We start from the raw sequence: 14,366 nt of genomic DNA, 5'->3' as shown, positions 1-14,366 counted from the left end.
GCTGCGTCTTCCGGTGGCGGGTGCCCACCGTTGTCGGGTCCGGACCCCTCGCTCCCGGACCACATCGGTCGCACTTCCTAGCCGGGCACGTCGTTCACCGCGATGCGCTCCAGGTAGCCGTGGCCGATCAGCCAGCGGACGGTCGGGGCCGGGGGGACCTCGCTGAAACCGGCCGTGTCGAGGGTGAAGCGGATGCCTCCGCCCGGGTGGTCCTCGTGCGAGGGAGCGCTGGTGGCACTCACCTGGAAGGGGTGGATGACACGGTAGCGGTGGTAGAGGTCCTCGCCGTCGGGGCCGGTGCGGGCGTAGTCGGGCAGGCCGCGCTCTTCGAAGGGGGTGCCGTCGGGGAACAGGTAGCGGCCGCTCTCCTGGCCGAAGGCGTCCACGACGTCGCCGACCTCCAGGCTGTGCAGGTAGGAGCCGCCGCTGCGCTGCTCCAGGTTCTCGCGCACCTCGGTGTCCATCTCCGCCACGGCCTCGGCGGTCTCCCTCTCCTCCGCCTGGGTGAGGACGACCGGTTCGGGCTCGGTGGTGGCCAGCTCCTGGTAGAGCCAGCGGGCCGCCTGGTCCTCGGTGGTGAACTCCGTGCCGGGGCGGCCCTGGTCGAAGTCGATGACGGCCGCGGACAGGTAGCCCTCGGCGTCCTGGGTGAGCAGGTAGTAGCTGTCGATGGTCCCGGGTTCGGGACGGGTCTGCCCGGGCAGCACGTACAGGCTGTCGGGGACCCCGGCCGCGTCCAGCTCCCCGCGCAGGTCCTCGAACGTGACCTGGGAGCCGACCCAGTCGCCGGGGATGGGCGGGACGGCGTTGCTCGCCGGACCGGACGACGCCTGCTCCTGCTCGACCCGCTGGGTGCTGAGCTGGTTGCTGACGAAGGACCAGCCGACGGTACCGCCGCAGATGACCGCGGCGAGGCAGGCGCTGATCGCCACCTTGCCGAAGTTCTCGTCCAGGCGGCGCCTGGTGCGCTGGCCGCCGAAGAGCACCGCCTCGCGCAGGCGCTGCCGGCGCACGGCGACGGACTCCAGCAGCTGACTGTCGTAGTCGCGTGCCAACCGTGCTCCTCGCTGCCTCTCGTGGTGTCGTCGTCCCGCCCGGGACCGGTCAGATGTTCTGGACCGCGGCGTTGGCGCGGCTCAGGGCCTCCTGTGCGGTGGAGTCGTTGGTCTCCAGCGTCTCGCGCACGAGCCGGATGATCTCGCGGACCTCGTTACCGGCGTTGTGCCACTTGAGCTCCTTGGAGCTGTACTCCTCGGAGACACCGGTGGCCTCGAACTCGGCCATGGCCTGGTTGACGTCCGTGTCGTGCTCGCCGATCAGCGTTTCGAGGCGGTTCATGATCGTGTTGATGTTGCCCTGGGCCTCCTGGGAGGCGCCGACGTCGTAGGCGTTGTTGCTCACGGGTGCTCCTTCCGGGGGATCAGCGGAACTTGGCGGCGTCGAAGTTGGCCGAGCCCATCTTCTGGTTGGCTTCGTCGGCCATGGTCTCGGCGCCGGTGCTGAAGGCGCTGTTCATGCCCGTCTGGCCTTCCTGGATGGAGCCGAGGCCGGCGCGCAGGTCGGCGGTGATGCCGTCGGCCCTCGCCTTGAAGGAGTCGAAGGCGGCCTTGCCCGCGCCGTCGAACTTGCCGGCCAGGGGTTCCGCCGCCTGGACGAGCTGCTGGATGAGGCTGGTCAGCTCGTCACCAGTGGTTCCGGTGTTCTGGGACAGGGCGGTCAGGGTGTTGCTACCGATTTCCCAACGTGACAACTGTTCACCTGCTTTCCGGGGGTCCTCGCGAGGCTGTCGCCTCCCGTTGGGGAGGATGCACGCGGAGTGCCCGTGGTTCGGAAGGGGGCCCGCGACCGGACAACGGACTCGATCCCGCTAATAGGGAGGATCTGCATCATACAAGTGGCCCCCGACGGAGAAACAGGCACGATCCGCGCCTGTGGACGGCGGGGAGCGGGACCACGGGGAGCGTCCTGGCGGGAACGGAGTCCGTGGCCGGATCCGGCCACGGCCGGGTACGTCGTTCCCCCCGTTCCCGGGATCGGACACGCCGTGCCCTCCGTTCCCGGTTCGGTAGGGTTTCCCCGCCCGCGACACCCCCGAAGGAGTCCTCGTGAGCCACGACGTGGTCGCACTGCTGGCCGAGGCCCCCGCCCGGCGCAGCCTCATCGACGCGCTGGTCGAGGCCGGCCCGGACCTGCGTGTGCGCTCGGTCTCCGAGGGCGCGGTGATCGAACTGCGCGACGGCTCCGGCAGGCTCGTGGCCGCCATGCAGGCCGCCCAGAAGCTCGCGCTTTCCGCCGAGGCCGACCGGCTGCTCACCGAGGGCGTCGGCGACGACCTGCCCGCCCAGCCCTACTGGGTGGAGGCCCGCGGCGCCGAGCTCGCCGACGCCGACACCGCTGCGATGGTCCACCGCTTCGCGCGGAACCTGGTCGACCGGCACGGCGGCGCGGTGTGGGTTCCCGAGTCCCGCATGGCCAGGGACGACGGCCACCTCACCGGCGCCACGGACCACCCCGCGGTCACCACTCTGACCGAGAAGGCCTTCGTGGTCGTCCAGGACCGCCCGCTGGTCCCCTTGAGCGGCTGGCTCGTCGACGCCACGGCCGCGTACGGCCGCGGGGGCCGCCACCTGCAGCTGGTCACCCCCTCGACCAGCCGCATCACCCACGCGCTGCGCTCCCTGCTCGCCAGGCCCGCCGCCCGGTGGGTCGTGCGCGACGGCGACGGCGGCTACTACGACGGCTTCTCCGGGGTCCCCCTGGTCTGGGATCCGGAGTCCGCGTTCACCGTGGACCCGGACGCCTCCGCCGCGGAGGGCCCCCACCCCGACTTCCGCTGGTCCGAGGCCGACGGCGCGCCCGGCACCCAGCTGCTGGTGGACCTGCAGGTCCTCCACCCCGCCGACCGGGGCCTGCTCCTGGGCGGCGCGGCCGAGATCCTGGCCGAGTACCTGGCCGGTTCCACCCCCGCCCTGTGGGGCACCAGCGAACCCCTCGCCCACGCCTGGAACCGGGGCAGGATGACCGGCCTGTGCCGCCGCCGCGCCCCGGGGTCCACCTGGATCGCCCTCACCGGCCGGCCGGAGGGCGTGCGCGAGCGGGGTGCCCGCCCCATCGCCGGAACGCAGCGGGTGAGCACGGTCCCCGACGGCGTCCGGGAGAGCATCACCCTCGCGGTGGGCCACCCGCCCGGCGAGGAGCCCGACCTGTCCGGGCTGGCCGACCTGGCCGGGGAGCTCACCGCGAACGAACTCCTGCGCGGCATGACCGTGCAGCGCCTCCTCGGGCGCCCCGACCTGACCTACGCTCCGCGGTGGTCCGGCCCGCCGGTTCCCGTGGGCCTGGCCGTGGGGGTGGAGGGCGTATCCGAGATGGGCACGGACCACGCCCTGTCCGCCCCGGTCCGGGGGGTCCCGATCGGACCGCCGCTGACCCCCGCCGTCTGGTACCGGGTCGGGGACGGCACCGAGCCCGGGAGCTGGGACCGCTTCCGCGACCTGATGTCCCACCTGCGTCCCGCGGACTGACCTCCCCGACGACCCGCCGCCGAACGCGGTCCGCGCTTCGCGGGGACCGCCTCCCCCGGCGCGGGGGCGTCCGACGCTTCGCGACAGAACCAACACGTTCCGCTGAACGTCGCACCTGGGGGCACCCCCGGGCGGCGTGTGTGGACCGACCGTCGCGAAAAGCCCCTTTGACACCGACTTCGATAGGGTTTTCCCGCACCCCAGCGTCGTCCCCCGCGTCCCTCGCCTTCCCGCCCCTGCGCCGAGAGGAAAGCCGATGAGCCTTCGCGTCGTGCACCGGCCGACACGAACCGTGCATCCCACTCCGGCCCGGGAACCCCACGAGGTGGAGGCCCCGCCGACCCTCCCCGACGGCAACGCGCAGGGCAGTCCCCTGATGACCATCCTTCCGATGGTCGGCATGATGGCGTCGATGACCATCATGATGGTCATGCGCAATCCGGCGTTCATAGCGCTGGGCGGCGTCATCCTGGTCGTGGCCCTCCTCGCCGCCCTGGCCATGCTCTTCTCCCGGCGCGGCCAGGTCGGTCGGCAGCGCCGCAACCAGCGCGAGCTCTACCTCCAGTACCTGGAGGAGCTGCGCGAGGAGCTCACCGGCTGGGAACAGCGCACCCGCGCCCACGCCCGCCTGCTCGACCCGCCCCCCGAGGCCCTGTACGACGTCGTCCGCGACCCCACCCGGCTGTGGGAGCGCCGCCGCAGGCACCGCGACTTCCTGCGGGTGCGCGTGGGCACCGGCCTGACCGAGGGCCGCCCCCTCCGGCTCGCCGAGCAGGGCACCGCCCTGACCCCCACCGACCCGTTCATGCTCTCCGAGGCGCAGGCCGCCATCCGCCGGTTCGCCTCGGTCCCCGAGATGCCGCTCACCCTGCCCCTGGACATGGCCGGGAACGTCAGCCTCATCGGCGAGCGCGAGGACGTGATGCGACTGGTGCGCGCCCTGGCGGCCCAGTTCGGCGCCTTCCACGCGCCCGAGGACGCCGGGATCGCCGTGTCCTACCCCGCCGAGAACGCCGACGACTGGTCGTGGCTGCCCTGGCTCCCCCAGGTCCTGGACCCGCAGCGGCGCGAGGGCGGCGCCGCCGTCCGCCTGATCGCCCCCGACCCCGCCGAACTGGGCGGGCTGCTCGCCGACGAGCTGCGCTCGCGCACCGACTTCGCCTCCGAGGTCCGCCGTGGCATGGGCAAGCGCGAGGCCTACCAGATGATGCGGCGGCTGCTGGTCGTCCACGACACGCACGGCGGAGTGGCCGCCGAGCTCGTGCGCCCCGACGACGCCGTGGGCCCCGCCGAGCTGGGTGTCACCGTGCTGCACCTGGTGTCCCGGCAGGTCGACGAGCCCGGCGACGTGAACGTGCGTGTCACGGTCACCGGCGACCAGGTCCGCGTCGAGGAGCTGCGCGGCGCCGACCCGGTGGTGACCACGGGCACCGTGGACGACGTCTCCGCCGCCACCCTCACAGGCCTGGCCCGCATGCTGGCCCCGCTGCGCCTGTCCCCCGAGTCGGTCGAGGAGACCGCGCAGGAGGGCGGCAGCGTCGACTTCCCCGCGATGATGGGCGTCCAGGACCCCGGTGCGATGGACGTGCAGCGGCTGTGGGCGCCGCGCAGCGAACGGGCGTTCCTGCGGGTGCCCATCGGCGTGGACGACATGGGACGGCCCGTGATCCTGGACCTCAAGGAGTCCGCGCAGCTGGGCATGGGACCGCACGGCCTGTGCGTGGGCGCCACCGGCTCCGGCAAGAGCGAGATGCTGCGCACCCTCGTGCTGGCGCTGGCCGCCTCCCACCCTCCCGAGCGGGTGAGCATGGTCCTGGTCGACTACAAGGGCGGCGCCACGTTCGCCCCGTTCGAGGACATGCCGCACGTGGCCGGGGTGATCACCAACCTGGAGGACGACGCCGCGCTGATCGAGCGGGTGCACGCGAGCCTGTCCGGCGAGGTGCAGCGACGCCAGCAGGTCCTGCGCGACGCCGGGAACGTGGCCAACATCGGCGACTACACCTACAAGCGCGAGCACGACCCGAGCCTGCCGCCGCTGCCGCACCTGCTGGTGATCATCGACGAGTTCGGCGAGCTGCTGACCGCCCGTCCCGACTTCATCGAGCTGTTCCTGTCCATCGGCCGGATCGGCCGCAGCATCGGCGTGCACCTGCTGCTGTCCAGCCAGCGCATCGAGGGCGGCAAGCTGCGCGGCCTGGACACCTACCTGTCCTACCGGCTGGGCCTGCGCACCTTCTCCGAGGAGGAGAGCCGCACGGTCCTCAACACCCCGGACGCCTTCCACCTGCCCTCCCTGCCGGGGTTCGGCTACCTGAAGGTGGACACCAGCGTCTACCAGCGCTTCAAGGCGGGATACGTGTCCGGCCCTTACCGCGGCCCCGTGGCCGAGGAGGAGCCCTCCGAGGGCACTCCCTCGGTGCGGCTGTACACCGCCTACAACAACGACGCGGAGCAGAGCGCGGGCGCGGCGGCGGAGTCCTCGGGCGAGGACGTGCCCATGCCCTCCCGCACGATGGGACCGACCCTGCTCGACGTGATGGTGGGCCAGTTCGACCGCCACGGGGAGCGGACACGGGAGATCTGGCTGCCGCCGCTGCCGTCCGAGACCACCCTGGACCAGGTGGCGGGCGAGCCGGAGGAGAGCGACCTCGGGCTGAGGCTGCCCGGCACGCACGAGCCGATGCGGGTCCCCCTGGGCCTGCTGGACGACGCCGCCAAGCAGTGGCAGGGCGTGTGGAGGCTCGACCTGACCGCCTCCGGCGGCCACGCGGCGGTCATCGGCGGCCCCCAGAGCGGCAAGACGACCCTGCTGCGCACGCTGGTGCTGTCGCTGGCGCTCACGCACACCCCCGAACAGGTGGCCGTGTACTGCCTGGACCTGATGGGCGGCGGCCTGCAGTCGCTGTCCGTGCTGCCGCACGTGGGCGGGGTGGCGGCGCGCACCGACGCCGAGCGGGTGCGCCGCACCGTCGAGGAGCTCCAGGGGATGCTCGAACACCGGCAGGAGGTGTTCCGAGAGCGCGGGATCGACTCGGTCGCCCAACTGCGCCGGATGCACGCCCGCGGCGAGGTCCCCGAGCTGGCCAGCGCCGACGTGGTGTTCTGCGTGGACGGCTTCGGCGCGCTGCGCAAGGACTTCGAGGACATCGACCCGATGGTCACCGAGCTGCTACAGCGCGGCGGCGGGTTCGGCGTCCACGTGGTGGCGGGGATGCTGCGCTGGAACGACGTGCGCATCGCCGCCCAGTCCAACTTCGGGCAGAAGGTGGAGCTGCACCTGAACGACTCGTCGGACTCCACGATCGACCGCAAGCTGTCGGAGACGATCAGCGCGAAGGCCCCCGGCCGGATCCTCACCGACGGCAAGCTGTTCGGCCAGGCCGCGCTGCCCCGGATCGACGGTGTGGCCGACAGCGACAACCTGGGCGAGGTCGTGGAGAAGGCCGTGCGGTCGGTGGACCGGTCCTGGAGGGGCAAGCGGGCCCCGAAGGTGCGGATCCTGCCGCACCGGCTGTCGGCCCGCGTCCTGCCCACGGCGGAGTCGGAGCCCAGGGCCGTGCCGATCGGCGTGGACGAGCGCGCCCTGGAGCCGGTGCTGCTCGACCTGTTCGAACGCGACCAGAACCTGCTGGTCATGGGCGACGGCGAGTGCGGCAAGACCAACCTGCTGCGGCTGGTCGCCGAGGGCCTGGTGGAGCGGTACTCCTCGGACGATGTCGTGTTCGCGGTGATGGACCCGCGCCGGACCCTGCGGGGCGTGGTGCCCGACGAGTACATGGGCGGGTACGCGAGCAGCCCGCGCGTGTGCGCGGGGCTGGCGGGCGGTGTGGCCAAGGAGGTGGAGGAGCGCCTGCCCGAGGACGGTGACGTCGACTCCCTGGAGCCGGGCTCGTTCAAGGGTCCGCGCATCGTGGTGCTCGCCGACGACTACGACGTGCTCACCACGGCGGGCCAGAAGCCGCTGGCGCCGTTCGTGCCGTTCGTGCCTAACGGCCGCGACATCGGCCTGCACTTCGTGGTGGCGCGCCGGGTGGCCGGTGCGGGACGCGGCATGTACGACCCGCTGGTGCAGGCCATGCGCGAGATCGGCACGAGCGCCCTGGTGATGTCCGGCGACCGCAGCGAGGGCCAGCTGCTGCCCCGGGTGTACGCGGCCAACCAGCCCGCCGGGCGCGGCAAGTGGGTGACCCGCGGAGGCTCCCCGCGGCTGGTCCAGACAGCGCTGCGCGAGCCCCGCGACGAGGAGGGGTGACCGGCCCGCGGAGGGCGCCGGCCCGGACGGACGGAGCCCTCCGCGGAACCGGCGCCCCGGCAAACCGCCTCCGCCTCCGCGGCGCCGGACCGTACGTGTGCCGGGGTCCGTCCCCGCCCCTCCGCACTCTGGCGCCGTCGCCACGGCACGCCCCCGACGACACCGAGGAGCACCATGCAGCCCCCGTACCCGCCCTCCGACCAGGGCGATCATCGGCCCTCCCCCGCCGCCTGGCCCCCCGGAACCCAGCCTCCGCCGGCGCCCCCGTACCCGACCCCCGGTCACCCCGCGCCCGCGTACCAGCAGGGCTACCACCCTCCGCCGCGGAACTGGCTCCCGCCGGTGATCACCGACCCGGGGCAGTGGAGCCCGGCCCGGCCGCAGGTCGGCCTCGCCGATCCGGGGACGCGCTTCGTGGCACGGGCCATCGACACGGCCGCCCTCGTCCTCCTCTGGTTCCTCATGATGCTGCTGGGGACCTTCGTCAGTGTGGCCCTCGGCGGAGGCGAGATCGAGGGCGGCGCCTCGAACGTCTTCATGGTGTTCGCCGTCTTCAACTTCTTCCTGCTGCCCATCGTGGTGGAGTGGCTCCAGGTCCGTGTGTGGGGCCGGTCGATCGGCAAGATGCTGTTGGGGCTGTGGGTGGTGCGCTCCGACGGCGGCGGAAGGGTCACCGCCGGTCGCGCGCTGGTCCGCGCGCTGCTCTACGCGCCGGGGCACACCAACCTGGTCAACTGGCTCCTGCCGTGGTCGCTCACCAACGTCCTCTGGTCCCTGCGCGACAAGACGCTGCGGCAGTGCCTCCACGACAAGGCGGCGGGAACCGTGGTCGTCCAGGCCCGCCGGTAGGGGCGCGGACGGTACGAGGGGCCCGGCCTCGGCGACGACCCGGACGGTTCCGCCGCGTGGACGCCGGGTTCCGTCTCTTGCTAGCTTCGCGATATGACGCGATTCGTGGGATTCCTCATCGGCGCGGGCTTCGGCCTGGCCTTCGTCCTCGCCAACTCCGGACCGCCGCTCGACCCCACCGCCGCCCTTGTGCTGCGGGTCCTCGCGGTCGCGGCGCTCCTCGCGGTCATCGCGCTGGTCGTGGCCCTCGGCCGCAGGTCCTCCGGACCGGTCCCCGGCTCCGGTTCCGCCGCGGAATCCGCCCAGGAGGGGCCCGGGATGCGGTTCGGCCCCTTCTACGGCGTGGTCGTGGCCCTGGAGGCCGTCCTGCTGTTCGGAGGCATCCAGGTGCTGCGCGCCCTGGACGCGCCCGTGCAGGCCAACGTCGCCTGGATCGCCCTCACCGTCGGACTGCACTTCCTCCCGCTGGCCTGGTACTGGCGGACCCGCTCGATCCTGGGCGCCGCCGTCTACCTGACGGTGCTCGGTGCCGTCGGCCTGGCGATGGCGTTCACCGGGCACGCGGACCGGGTGCCCCTGGTCAGTGGCGTGGCCAGCGGGGCCGGCATCCTGACCGGCATCCTGGTGTCGCTCGTCCTCATGAACAAAGCCGCCGGCGCCTCCGCCGACGTGTCGCCGGCGCGCCCGTCATAGGCGTGCGGCGCCGCCGGCCGCGGCGGACCGCTACTCCCGCGAGGCCCCGTCCAGCCCGAGGAGCGGCAGGCACGGCTCCAGACCCGTCACGGTGACCGAAGCGGTGCGGTGTGCCTCCCAGCCCTCCCTGGTCAGCCGGTAGCGGTTCTGCACCACCCGCTTCCCGCGGACTTCGACCAGGTCGATCCCGTCCCTCTGGTACCCCAGGCGTTCGCAGACCCTCTCCGAGACCCGGTTGCCCTCGTTCACCGTCGACACGGCGGCCACTGCGCCCAGCTCCGCGAAGGCCAGGTGCAGCACGGCCGCCCGCATCTCGGTGCCGACCCCCCTGCCCTGGTGGGCCCTTCCCAGCCACGAGCCGGTGCCCACCTGCCGGACGACCGCGAAGTCGCGCGCCCTCATGTCCTGGACGCCCACCACGGCGCCCTCGTGGACCACCACCAGGTTGAGGTTCCAGTCCTTCGGCGTCCACGAGGCCATCCGCCCCAGGTTGTGCTGCACCACGCCCAGCGCGAGTCTGTCCGGCGGCTGGTCGGTCCAGGGCACGGAGAACGGCATCGTGTCCGGGTCGTGGACGCCCTGCATCGCGGCCTCCGCCAACTGGCCGAGGTCGTCGAAGGACGGGATCCGCAGTTCGAGGCGCGGTGTGCGCAGCCGCAGCCCAAGCAGCGGGAAGTGGTCGGTGATCATGCGACGATTCTCCGGAATCCGTCCCCGCGGTGCCATCCGGTTTTCCGCCCCGGCTCGGCGCCCGCACCGTGTCGCCGCGCCGCGCGCCTCGCGAGCGCGGCCGGACCACCCTGACCGGGCCACCCCGCCCGGTCCGTTCCGCTCAGGCCATCCCGCGCAGTTCCACCAACAGCTCGGCCAGGGCCTCGGACGCCTCCTCCGGAGCCGCCTCGCGCACACTCCAGCCGCGCAGCCCCGCCAGGCGCGCCACGTGGCCCAGGCCGGGATCGGTGAGCAGGTAACCGCACGGGGCGTCCGGCCAGTCGGCGGCCATCGGCAGCGGCTCGGTCCGGTAGCCGGGCGGCTCGTCCGCGGACACCGCCTCCGGATCCGCGTTCTCGGGGCTCTGGGACTTCGCTATGTCCACGCGGGTGGGGCTGCCCGGCTGGGGCAGGAACGCGTCCACCAGCACGTAGCCGAACACGGGCCGGTGCGCCGACCTCTGGGCCGCGCCGACCGCTCCCAGCAGCGGTCCCGCGCCGCCCTCGGCCACGAGCGCGGTCGGGGCGTCGGGTGCGACCAGGCGGTTGACCTCCAGGCTGGCACGGGCGACGTAGCGGGCCGCGTGCGGCGGGTGCTCGTCACCGCCCACCTCGGGGCTGACGGGGGTGAGCCCGTGCTCGGGGAGTCGGTCGGCCAGGCCGGGAAGCCGCGTGGGGAGGCCGAGGGTCGGGGGAAGCAGGACGGCGATCACGCGGAGGTGCCTCCCCGCGTCTCCTCGCGCACCCACTCCAGGTAGGAGGAACCGCCTCCGGTGACGGACACGGCGACGACCTCGGGGACGTCGTAGGGGTGGACGCCGTTGATGTGCGCGGTGAGGTCGTCCAGCCGGTCGGCGGCGGTCTTGATCACCACCATCCACTCCTCGTCGGCCTGGATCCGGTCCTCCCAGCGGTAGAAGCTGGTGATCGGCCCGCTCACCTGGGCGCAGGCCGCCAGGCGGTGTTCGACCACCGACCGCGCCACCCGTTCGGCGCCGTCCCTGCTGTCGACGGTGGTCTCGACCCGAACGGTGTTCGCGGACTGTGGCATGGCCGTCCCTCCGACCGGGTGCCGCGGTGCCTTCCGTACCACCCGGTGTCCTAGGCTCACTGATCATGAGCGAACGTGATGAACTCCTGCGTCAGATCAACGATAAGGCGGTCGTGCGGGGGAAGGTGACCCTGTCCTCGGGCATGGAGGCCGACTACTACGTCGACCTGCGCCGGGTCACCCTGGACGGGGAGGCCGCGCCGCTGGTCGGCTCGGTCATGCTGGACAACGTCGCGGACCTGGAGTTCGACGCGGTGGGCGGTCTGACGCTGGGCGCGGACCCGGTGGCCACCGCCATGCTGCACGCCGCGCACGCACGCGGGCGCAGGCTCGACGCCTTCGTGGTGCGCAAGGCCGGCAAGGCGCACGGCCTGCAGAAGCGGATCGAGGGAGCCGACGTGCGGGGGCGGCGCGTCCTGGCCCTGGAGGACACCTCGACCACGGGCGGCTCGGTGCTGACCGCGGTGGAGGCGCTGCGCGAGGCGGGCGCCGAGGTGGTGGCGGTCGCGCTGATCCTGGACCGGGGCGCGCGTGGGCGGATCACCGAGGAGGGCCTGGAGTACCGGGCGGTGTACGGGGTGTCCGACCTGGACGTCTAGGAGGTCCGGGCGAGGAGGAGGGCGCCGTCGGCCGGTCGGCGGTGCCCTGTCCCTCGTGTTCGTGTCGGGACAGGAGGCGCCCCGGCGGTGGCGGGCCCACTGGCTCCGCCCCGTCGACGGTCGGTGCGTACCGTTCCGTGCCCGGGCGTCGTCTAGCCGTCGATCGTGAAGCTGTAGTCCGCGCTCTCGTCGGAGATGTCGCGCTGTTCGCCGTTGACGAAGACCTCGACGGCCGAGGGGTCACCGATGGTGACCTCCAGGCCCTGTTCCGCACGGTTGTAGTCGACCGACTGGCCCTGGCTCATCTCCTGGTCCATCAGGACGTCGCCACCGGGAATGCGGACGAAGACCTCGCTGGACTCACCGATGACACGGATGTACAGGACACCCATGTCCTCCGGCTGCTCGCCCTCCGATGCCGCACCGGAGGCGTTGGCACTCACGTCGGTGCCTGGAAGCGAGCGGTACAAGAAAAATCCGCCGAGGGCCAAAAGCGTCACCAGGAGCACGACGGCCCCGACGATGGCCATCACCTGGCCAACGCCGCGAGGATCATTCCTATGCCTTCCCACGGCGTTGAATGTAGCGCGTATCACGGCAAAAAGCGACAGCAGTCGCCTGGAAGCCCAGGACTCCCCACAATTCGTCCGCAAAGAGAACAGAGGGCCCACAAACCGTCGCTCCGGGTACACGGAGCCGGTCGTCTCGGCCCCGTCGGCCGCGCACGTGCCGACAACCCCGGGCAATCTGGTCTAGACCTTTTCAAGGGCTCCGGGTATTCGGGATACTTGGGTGACACCTGGTGGACACGTCCGGACCCACGGCCCCCCGAGGGCCACCCCCCGGAGTCCGGGCACCACCGGGGCAACGCACGGGGGGTGCCGTCGGCCCAGGTCCGGCGGCCGCTCGCTCCAGGCCGAATCCAGGGAGAGTCAAGCATGCCCATCGCCAGCCCCGAGGTCTACACCGAGATGCTGAGCCGCGCGAAGTCCGAGGGCTTCGCCTACCCGGCGATCAACGTGACCTCCAGCCAGACGCTGCACGCCGCTCTACGCGGCTTCGCCGAGGCCGAAAGCGACGGCATCGTCCAGATTTCCACCGGCGGCGCGGAGTTCCTGTCCGGCGCCACCGTCAAGGACATGGTCACCGGATCGGTCGCCTTCGCCGAGTTCGCCCGCGTGGTGGCCGACAAGTACCCGGTGAACATCGCCCTCCACACCGACCACTGCCCGAAGAACAAGCTCGACGGCTTCGTCCGCCCGCTGCTGGAGATCTCCAAGGAGCGCGTGGCCAAGGGCCAGGAGCCGCTGTTCCAGTCCCACATGTGGGACGGCTCGGCCGTCGAACTGGAGGAGAACCTCGAGATCGCCGAGGAACTGCTGGCCTCCTCCAAGGCCGCCCGCACGATCCTGGAGATCGAGGTCGGCGTCGTCGGCGGTGAGGAGGACGGCATCGTCGGCGAGATCAACGAGAAGCTGTACACCACGCCCAACGACGCCCTGCGCACCGCCGAGGTGCTGGGCCTGGGCGAGAAGGGCTACTACATGACGGCCCTGACCTTCGGCAACGTGCACGGCTCCTACAAGCCGGGCTTCGTGAAGCTGCGCCCGGAGGTGCTCAAGAACGCCCAGGAGGCCGTCGCCGAGAAGTACGGCAGGGCCAAGGCGTTCGACTTCGTGTTCCACGGCGGCTCCGGCTCCACCATGGAGGAGATCCAGGAGGCCATCGGATACGGCGTGGTGAAGATGAACGTCGACACCGACACGCAGTACGCGTACACCCGCCCCGTGGTCGACCACATCATGAAGAACTACGACGGCGTGCTGAAGATCGACGGCGAGATCGGCAACAAGAAGGCCTACGACCCGCGCGCCTACGGCAAGGTCGCCGAGGCCGGCATGGCCGCCCGCGTGGTGGAGGCCGCCCAGCACCTGAAGTCGGCCGGCAACAAGATGAAGTAGTCACACGCTCCCACCACGGTTCGTGATAGGTGCCCGGCGGCCTCGGCCGCCGGGCACCTCGCGTTCGTCGGGCGCCCTGCTCCGCCGGGCATCCCGCCTTTCCGCGCACCGCACCGGCGTACTCTGCCTACAAATCACATCGAAATACCCGAAATCACATTCTCCTCTTTTCCACAGCCTCCACATCCTCGCTTCCCCGAGGGGCATCCGGGAATTACTCTGAAAGCCCACACCCCCTCGAAGTGGAATGAGGAGAATTGAAAGACAAGAATCGCGCTGTCCGAATCCTCGCGGCCTGGATACTCGCCGCGGGTGCCGTGCTCGTCGGCACGTCGGCGGCCGGGACGGCGTGGGCCGGAGGCGAAGCCGTGGCCGAACGCTCGTCCTACTTGTGCGGCCTCGGCGCCAGCACTCCCGCCACCTCGGGGAACACCATCTCCGGAATCGGATCCCGCACGGGGTGCGGCGGCACCGTGACCCTCACCGTCCAGGTGCGCAAGCACCGCCCCGCCTGGCCCGACAAGGTCGTGGCCGAGGCCAGCCGTACCGGTTTCCGAAACAGCAGCTTCTCGGCCGACGGAAGGTGCGACGGCAACGGCACCTATTTCACCGAGACGCGGAGCTCGTCCGGAAACAAACTGGCTTCCGGGCGCGCCAATCGATGCTGACCGAAACAGAACACACGCATTCCCGTGCGGATGCGGCGAGTGGGAACAGGCGAGGC

The 14,366-nt window shown here is 71.8% G+C and carries 14 protein-coding genes; 7 read left to right on the top strand and 7 right to left on the bottom strand.

The genetic code is table 11. The annotated features are described in order from the left end of the window. Positions 1-77: 77 nt before the first annotated feature. From NOSIN_RS23260 to NOSIN_RS23250, 3 genes are read right to left on the bottom strand one after another with little or no spacing between them, the layout of a single operon-like run. Positions 78-1,055 carry a TNT domain-containing protein gene (locus NOSIN_RS23260; protein ID WP_077692778.1) on the bottom strand — a complete coding sequence of 326 codons (978 nt, stop codon included), beginning with the start codon at positions 1,053-1,055 and terminating at the stop codon, positions 78-80. A 49-nt stretch (positions 1,056-1,104) separates the two neighbouring features. Then, complete coding sequence (locus NOSIN_RS23255) at positions 1,105-1,401, bottom strand: pore-forming ESAT-6 family protein (RefSeq protein ID WP_077692777.1); 297 nt, start codon at positions 1,399-1,401, stop codon at positions 1,105-1,107. A 19-nt stretch (positions 1,402-1,420) separates the two neighbouring features. Then, entirely contained in the window at positions 1,421-1,750 is a 330-nt protein-coding gene (locus NOSIN_RS23250; RefSeq protein ID WP_077692776.1) for a hypothetical protein, read from the bottom strand. A 355-nt stretch (positions 1,751-2,105) separates the two neighbouring features. On the opposite strand from NOSIN_RS23250, the gene NOSIN_RS23245 reads away from it, so the two are divergent. The 4 genes from NOSIN_RS23245 to NOSIN_RS23230 all read left to right on the top strand — a co-directional run bounded on the left by NOSIN_RS23245 (position 2,106) and on the right by NOSIN_RS23230 (position 9,321). After that, on the top strand, positions 2,106-3,524 hold the full coding sequence (locus NOSIN_RS23245) for a DUF6177 family protein (protein WP_077692775.1): 1,419 nt from the start codon (positions 2,106-2,108) through the stop codon (positions 3,522-3,524). 256 nt (positions 3,525-3,780) lie between these two features. Beyond that, the gene (eccCa, locus tag NOSIN_RS23240) at positions 3,781-7,779 is read left to right on the top strand and encodes a type VII secretion protein EccCa (protein ID WP_077692774.1); all 3,999 of its coding nucleotides are present in this window, start codon (positions 3,781-3,783) and stop codon (positions 7,777-7,779) included. A 174-nt stretch (positions 7,780-7,953) separates the two neighbouring features. Next, the gene (locus NOSIN_RS23235; protein WP_077692773.1) at positions 7,954-8,628 is read left to right on the top strand and encodes an RDD family protein; all 675 of its coding nucleotides are present in this window, start codon (positions 7,954-7,956) and stop codon (positions 8,626-8,628) included. Between the two features lie 93 nt (positions 8,629-8,721). Then, on the top strand, positions 8,722-9,321 hold the full coding sequence (locus tag NOSIN_RS23230) for a hypothetical protein (RefSeq protein WP_077692772.1): 600 nt from the start codon (positions 8,722-8,724) through the stop codon (positions 9,319-9,321). A gap of 30 nt (positions 9,322-9,351) precedes the next feature. On the opposite strand, the gene NOSIN_RS23225 is transcribed toward NOSIN_RS23230, so the two are convergent. The 3 genes from NOSIN_RS23225 to cutA all read right to left on the bottom strand — a co-directional run bounded on the left by NOSIN_RS23225 (position 9,352) and on the right by cutA (position 11,082). Beyond that, the gene (locus NOSIN_RS23225; protein WP_077692771.1) at positions 9,352-10,011 is read right to left on the bottom strand and encodes a GNAT family N-acetyltransferase; all 660 of its coding nucleotides are present in this window, start codon (positions 10,009-10,011) and stop codon (positions 9,352-9,354) included. 142 nt (positions 10,012-10,153) lie between these two features. After that, positions 10,154-10,744, bottom strand: coding sequence for a hypothetical protein (locus NOSIN_RS23220; RefSeq protein WP_077692770.1), 591 nt, complete (start codon positions 10,742-10,744; stop codon positions 10,154-10,156). Beyond that, a complete protein-coding gene (cutA, locus tag NOSIN_RS23215) occupies positions 10,741-11,082 on the bottom strand; it encodes a divalent-cation tolerance protein CutA (RefSeq protein ID WP_077692769.1) in 342 nt (113 codons plus the stop codon). Before cutA ends, NOSIN_RS23220 begins: the two co-directional genes overlap by 4 nt. A 65-nt stretch (positions 11,083-11,147) precedes the next feature. Here cutA and pyrE point away from each other — a divergent pair, with 65 nt between their 5' ends. Beyond that, the gene (gene pyrE, locus NOSIN_RS23210) at positions 11,148-11,681 is read left to right on the top strand and encodes an orotate phosphoribosyltransferase (RefSeq protein ID WP_077692768.1); all 534 of its coding nucleotides are present in this window, start codon (positions 11,148-11,150) and stop codon (positions 11,679-11,681) included. A gap of 152 nt (positions 11,682-11,833) precedes the next feature. Here the strand turns inward: pyrE and NOSIN_RS23205 are convergent, their stop codons facing one another. Next, on the bottom strand, positions 11,834-12,211 hold the full coding sequence (locus tag NOSIN_RS23205; protein ID WP_077692767.1) for a RodZ domain-containing protein: 378 nt from the start codon (positions 12,209-12,211) through the stop codon (positions 11,834-11,836). Between the two features lie 408 nt (positions 12,212-12,619). Between NOSIN_RS23205 and fbaA the strand changes: the two genes are divergently transcribed. Together fbaA and NOSIN_RS23195 are read left to right on the top strand one after the other, a co-directional pair. Next, entirely contained in the window at positions 12,620-13,642 is a 1,023-nt protein-coding gene (fbaA, locus tag NOSIN_RS23200) for a class II fructose-bisphosphate aldolase (RefSeq protein WP_077692766.1), read from the top strand. A 317-nt stretch (positions 13,643-13,959) separates the two neighbouring features. Further along, entirely contained in the window at positions 13,960-14,310 is a 351-nt protein-coding gene (locus NOSIN_RS23195) for a hypothetical protein (protein WP_236743423.1), read from the top strand. The last annotated feature ends 56 nt before the right edge of the window (positions 14,311-14,366 follow it).

Origin of the sequence: Nocardiopsis sinuspersici (assembly GCF_001998325.1) — a bacterium.
Classification (GTDB): domain Bacteria; phylum Actinomycetota; class Actinomycetes; order Streptosporangiales; family Streptosporangiaceae; genus Nocardiopsis; species Nocardiopsis sinuspersici.
The sequence above is the reverse complement of the archived record's forward strand: the minus strand, read 5'-3'. Positions and strand labels throughout refer to the sequence as shown.

Bases quoted from the DNA above. Each gene is read 5' to 3' on its own strand.
- eccCa (WP_077692774.1), top strand. From the start codon at position 3,781: ATGAGCCTTCGCGTCGTGCACCGGCCGACACGAACCGTGCATCCCACT.
- NOSIN_RS23235 (WP_077692773.1), top strand. From the start codon at position 7,954: ATGCAGCCCCCGTACCCGCCCTCCGACCAGGGCGATCATCGGCCCTCC.
- NOSIN_RS23230 (WP_077692772.1), top strand. From the start codon at position 8,722: ATGACGCGATTCGTGGGATTCCTCATCGGCGCGGGCTTCGGCCTGGCC.
- NOSIN_RS23225 (WP_077692771.1), bottom strand. From the start codon at position 10,011: ATGATCACCGACCACTTCCCGCTGCTTGGGCTGCGGCTGCGCACACCG.
- cutA (WP_077692769.1), bottom strand. From the start codon at position 11,082: ATGCCACAGTCCGCGAACACCGTTCGGGTCGAGACCACCGTCGACAGC.
- pyrE (WP_077692768.1), top strand. From the start codon at position 11,148: ATGAGCGAACGTGATGAACTCCTGCGTCAGATCAACGATAAGGCGGTC.
- NOSIN_RS23205 (WP_077692767.1), bottom strand. From the start codon at position 12,211: ATGGCCATCGTCGGGGCCGTCGTGCTCCTGGTGACGCTTTTGGCCCTC.
- fbaA (WP_077692766.1), top strand. From the start codon at position 12,620: ATGCCCATCGCCAGCCCCGAGGTCTACACCGAGATGCTGAGCCGCGCG.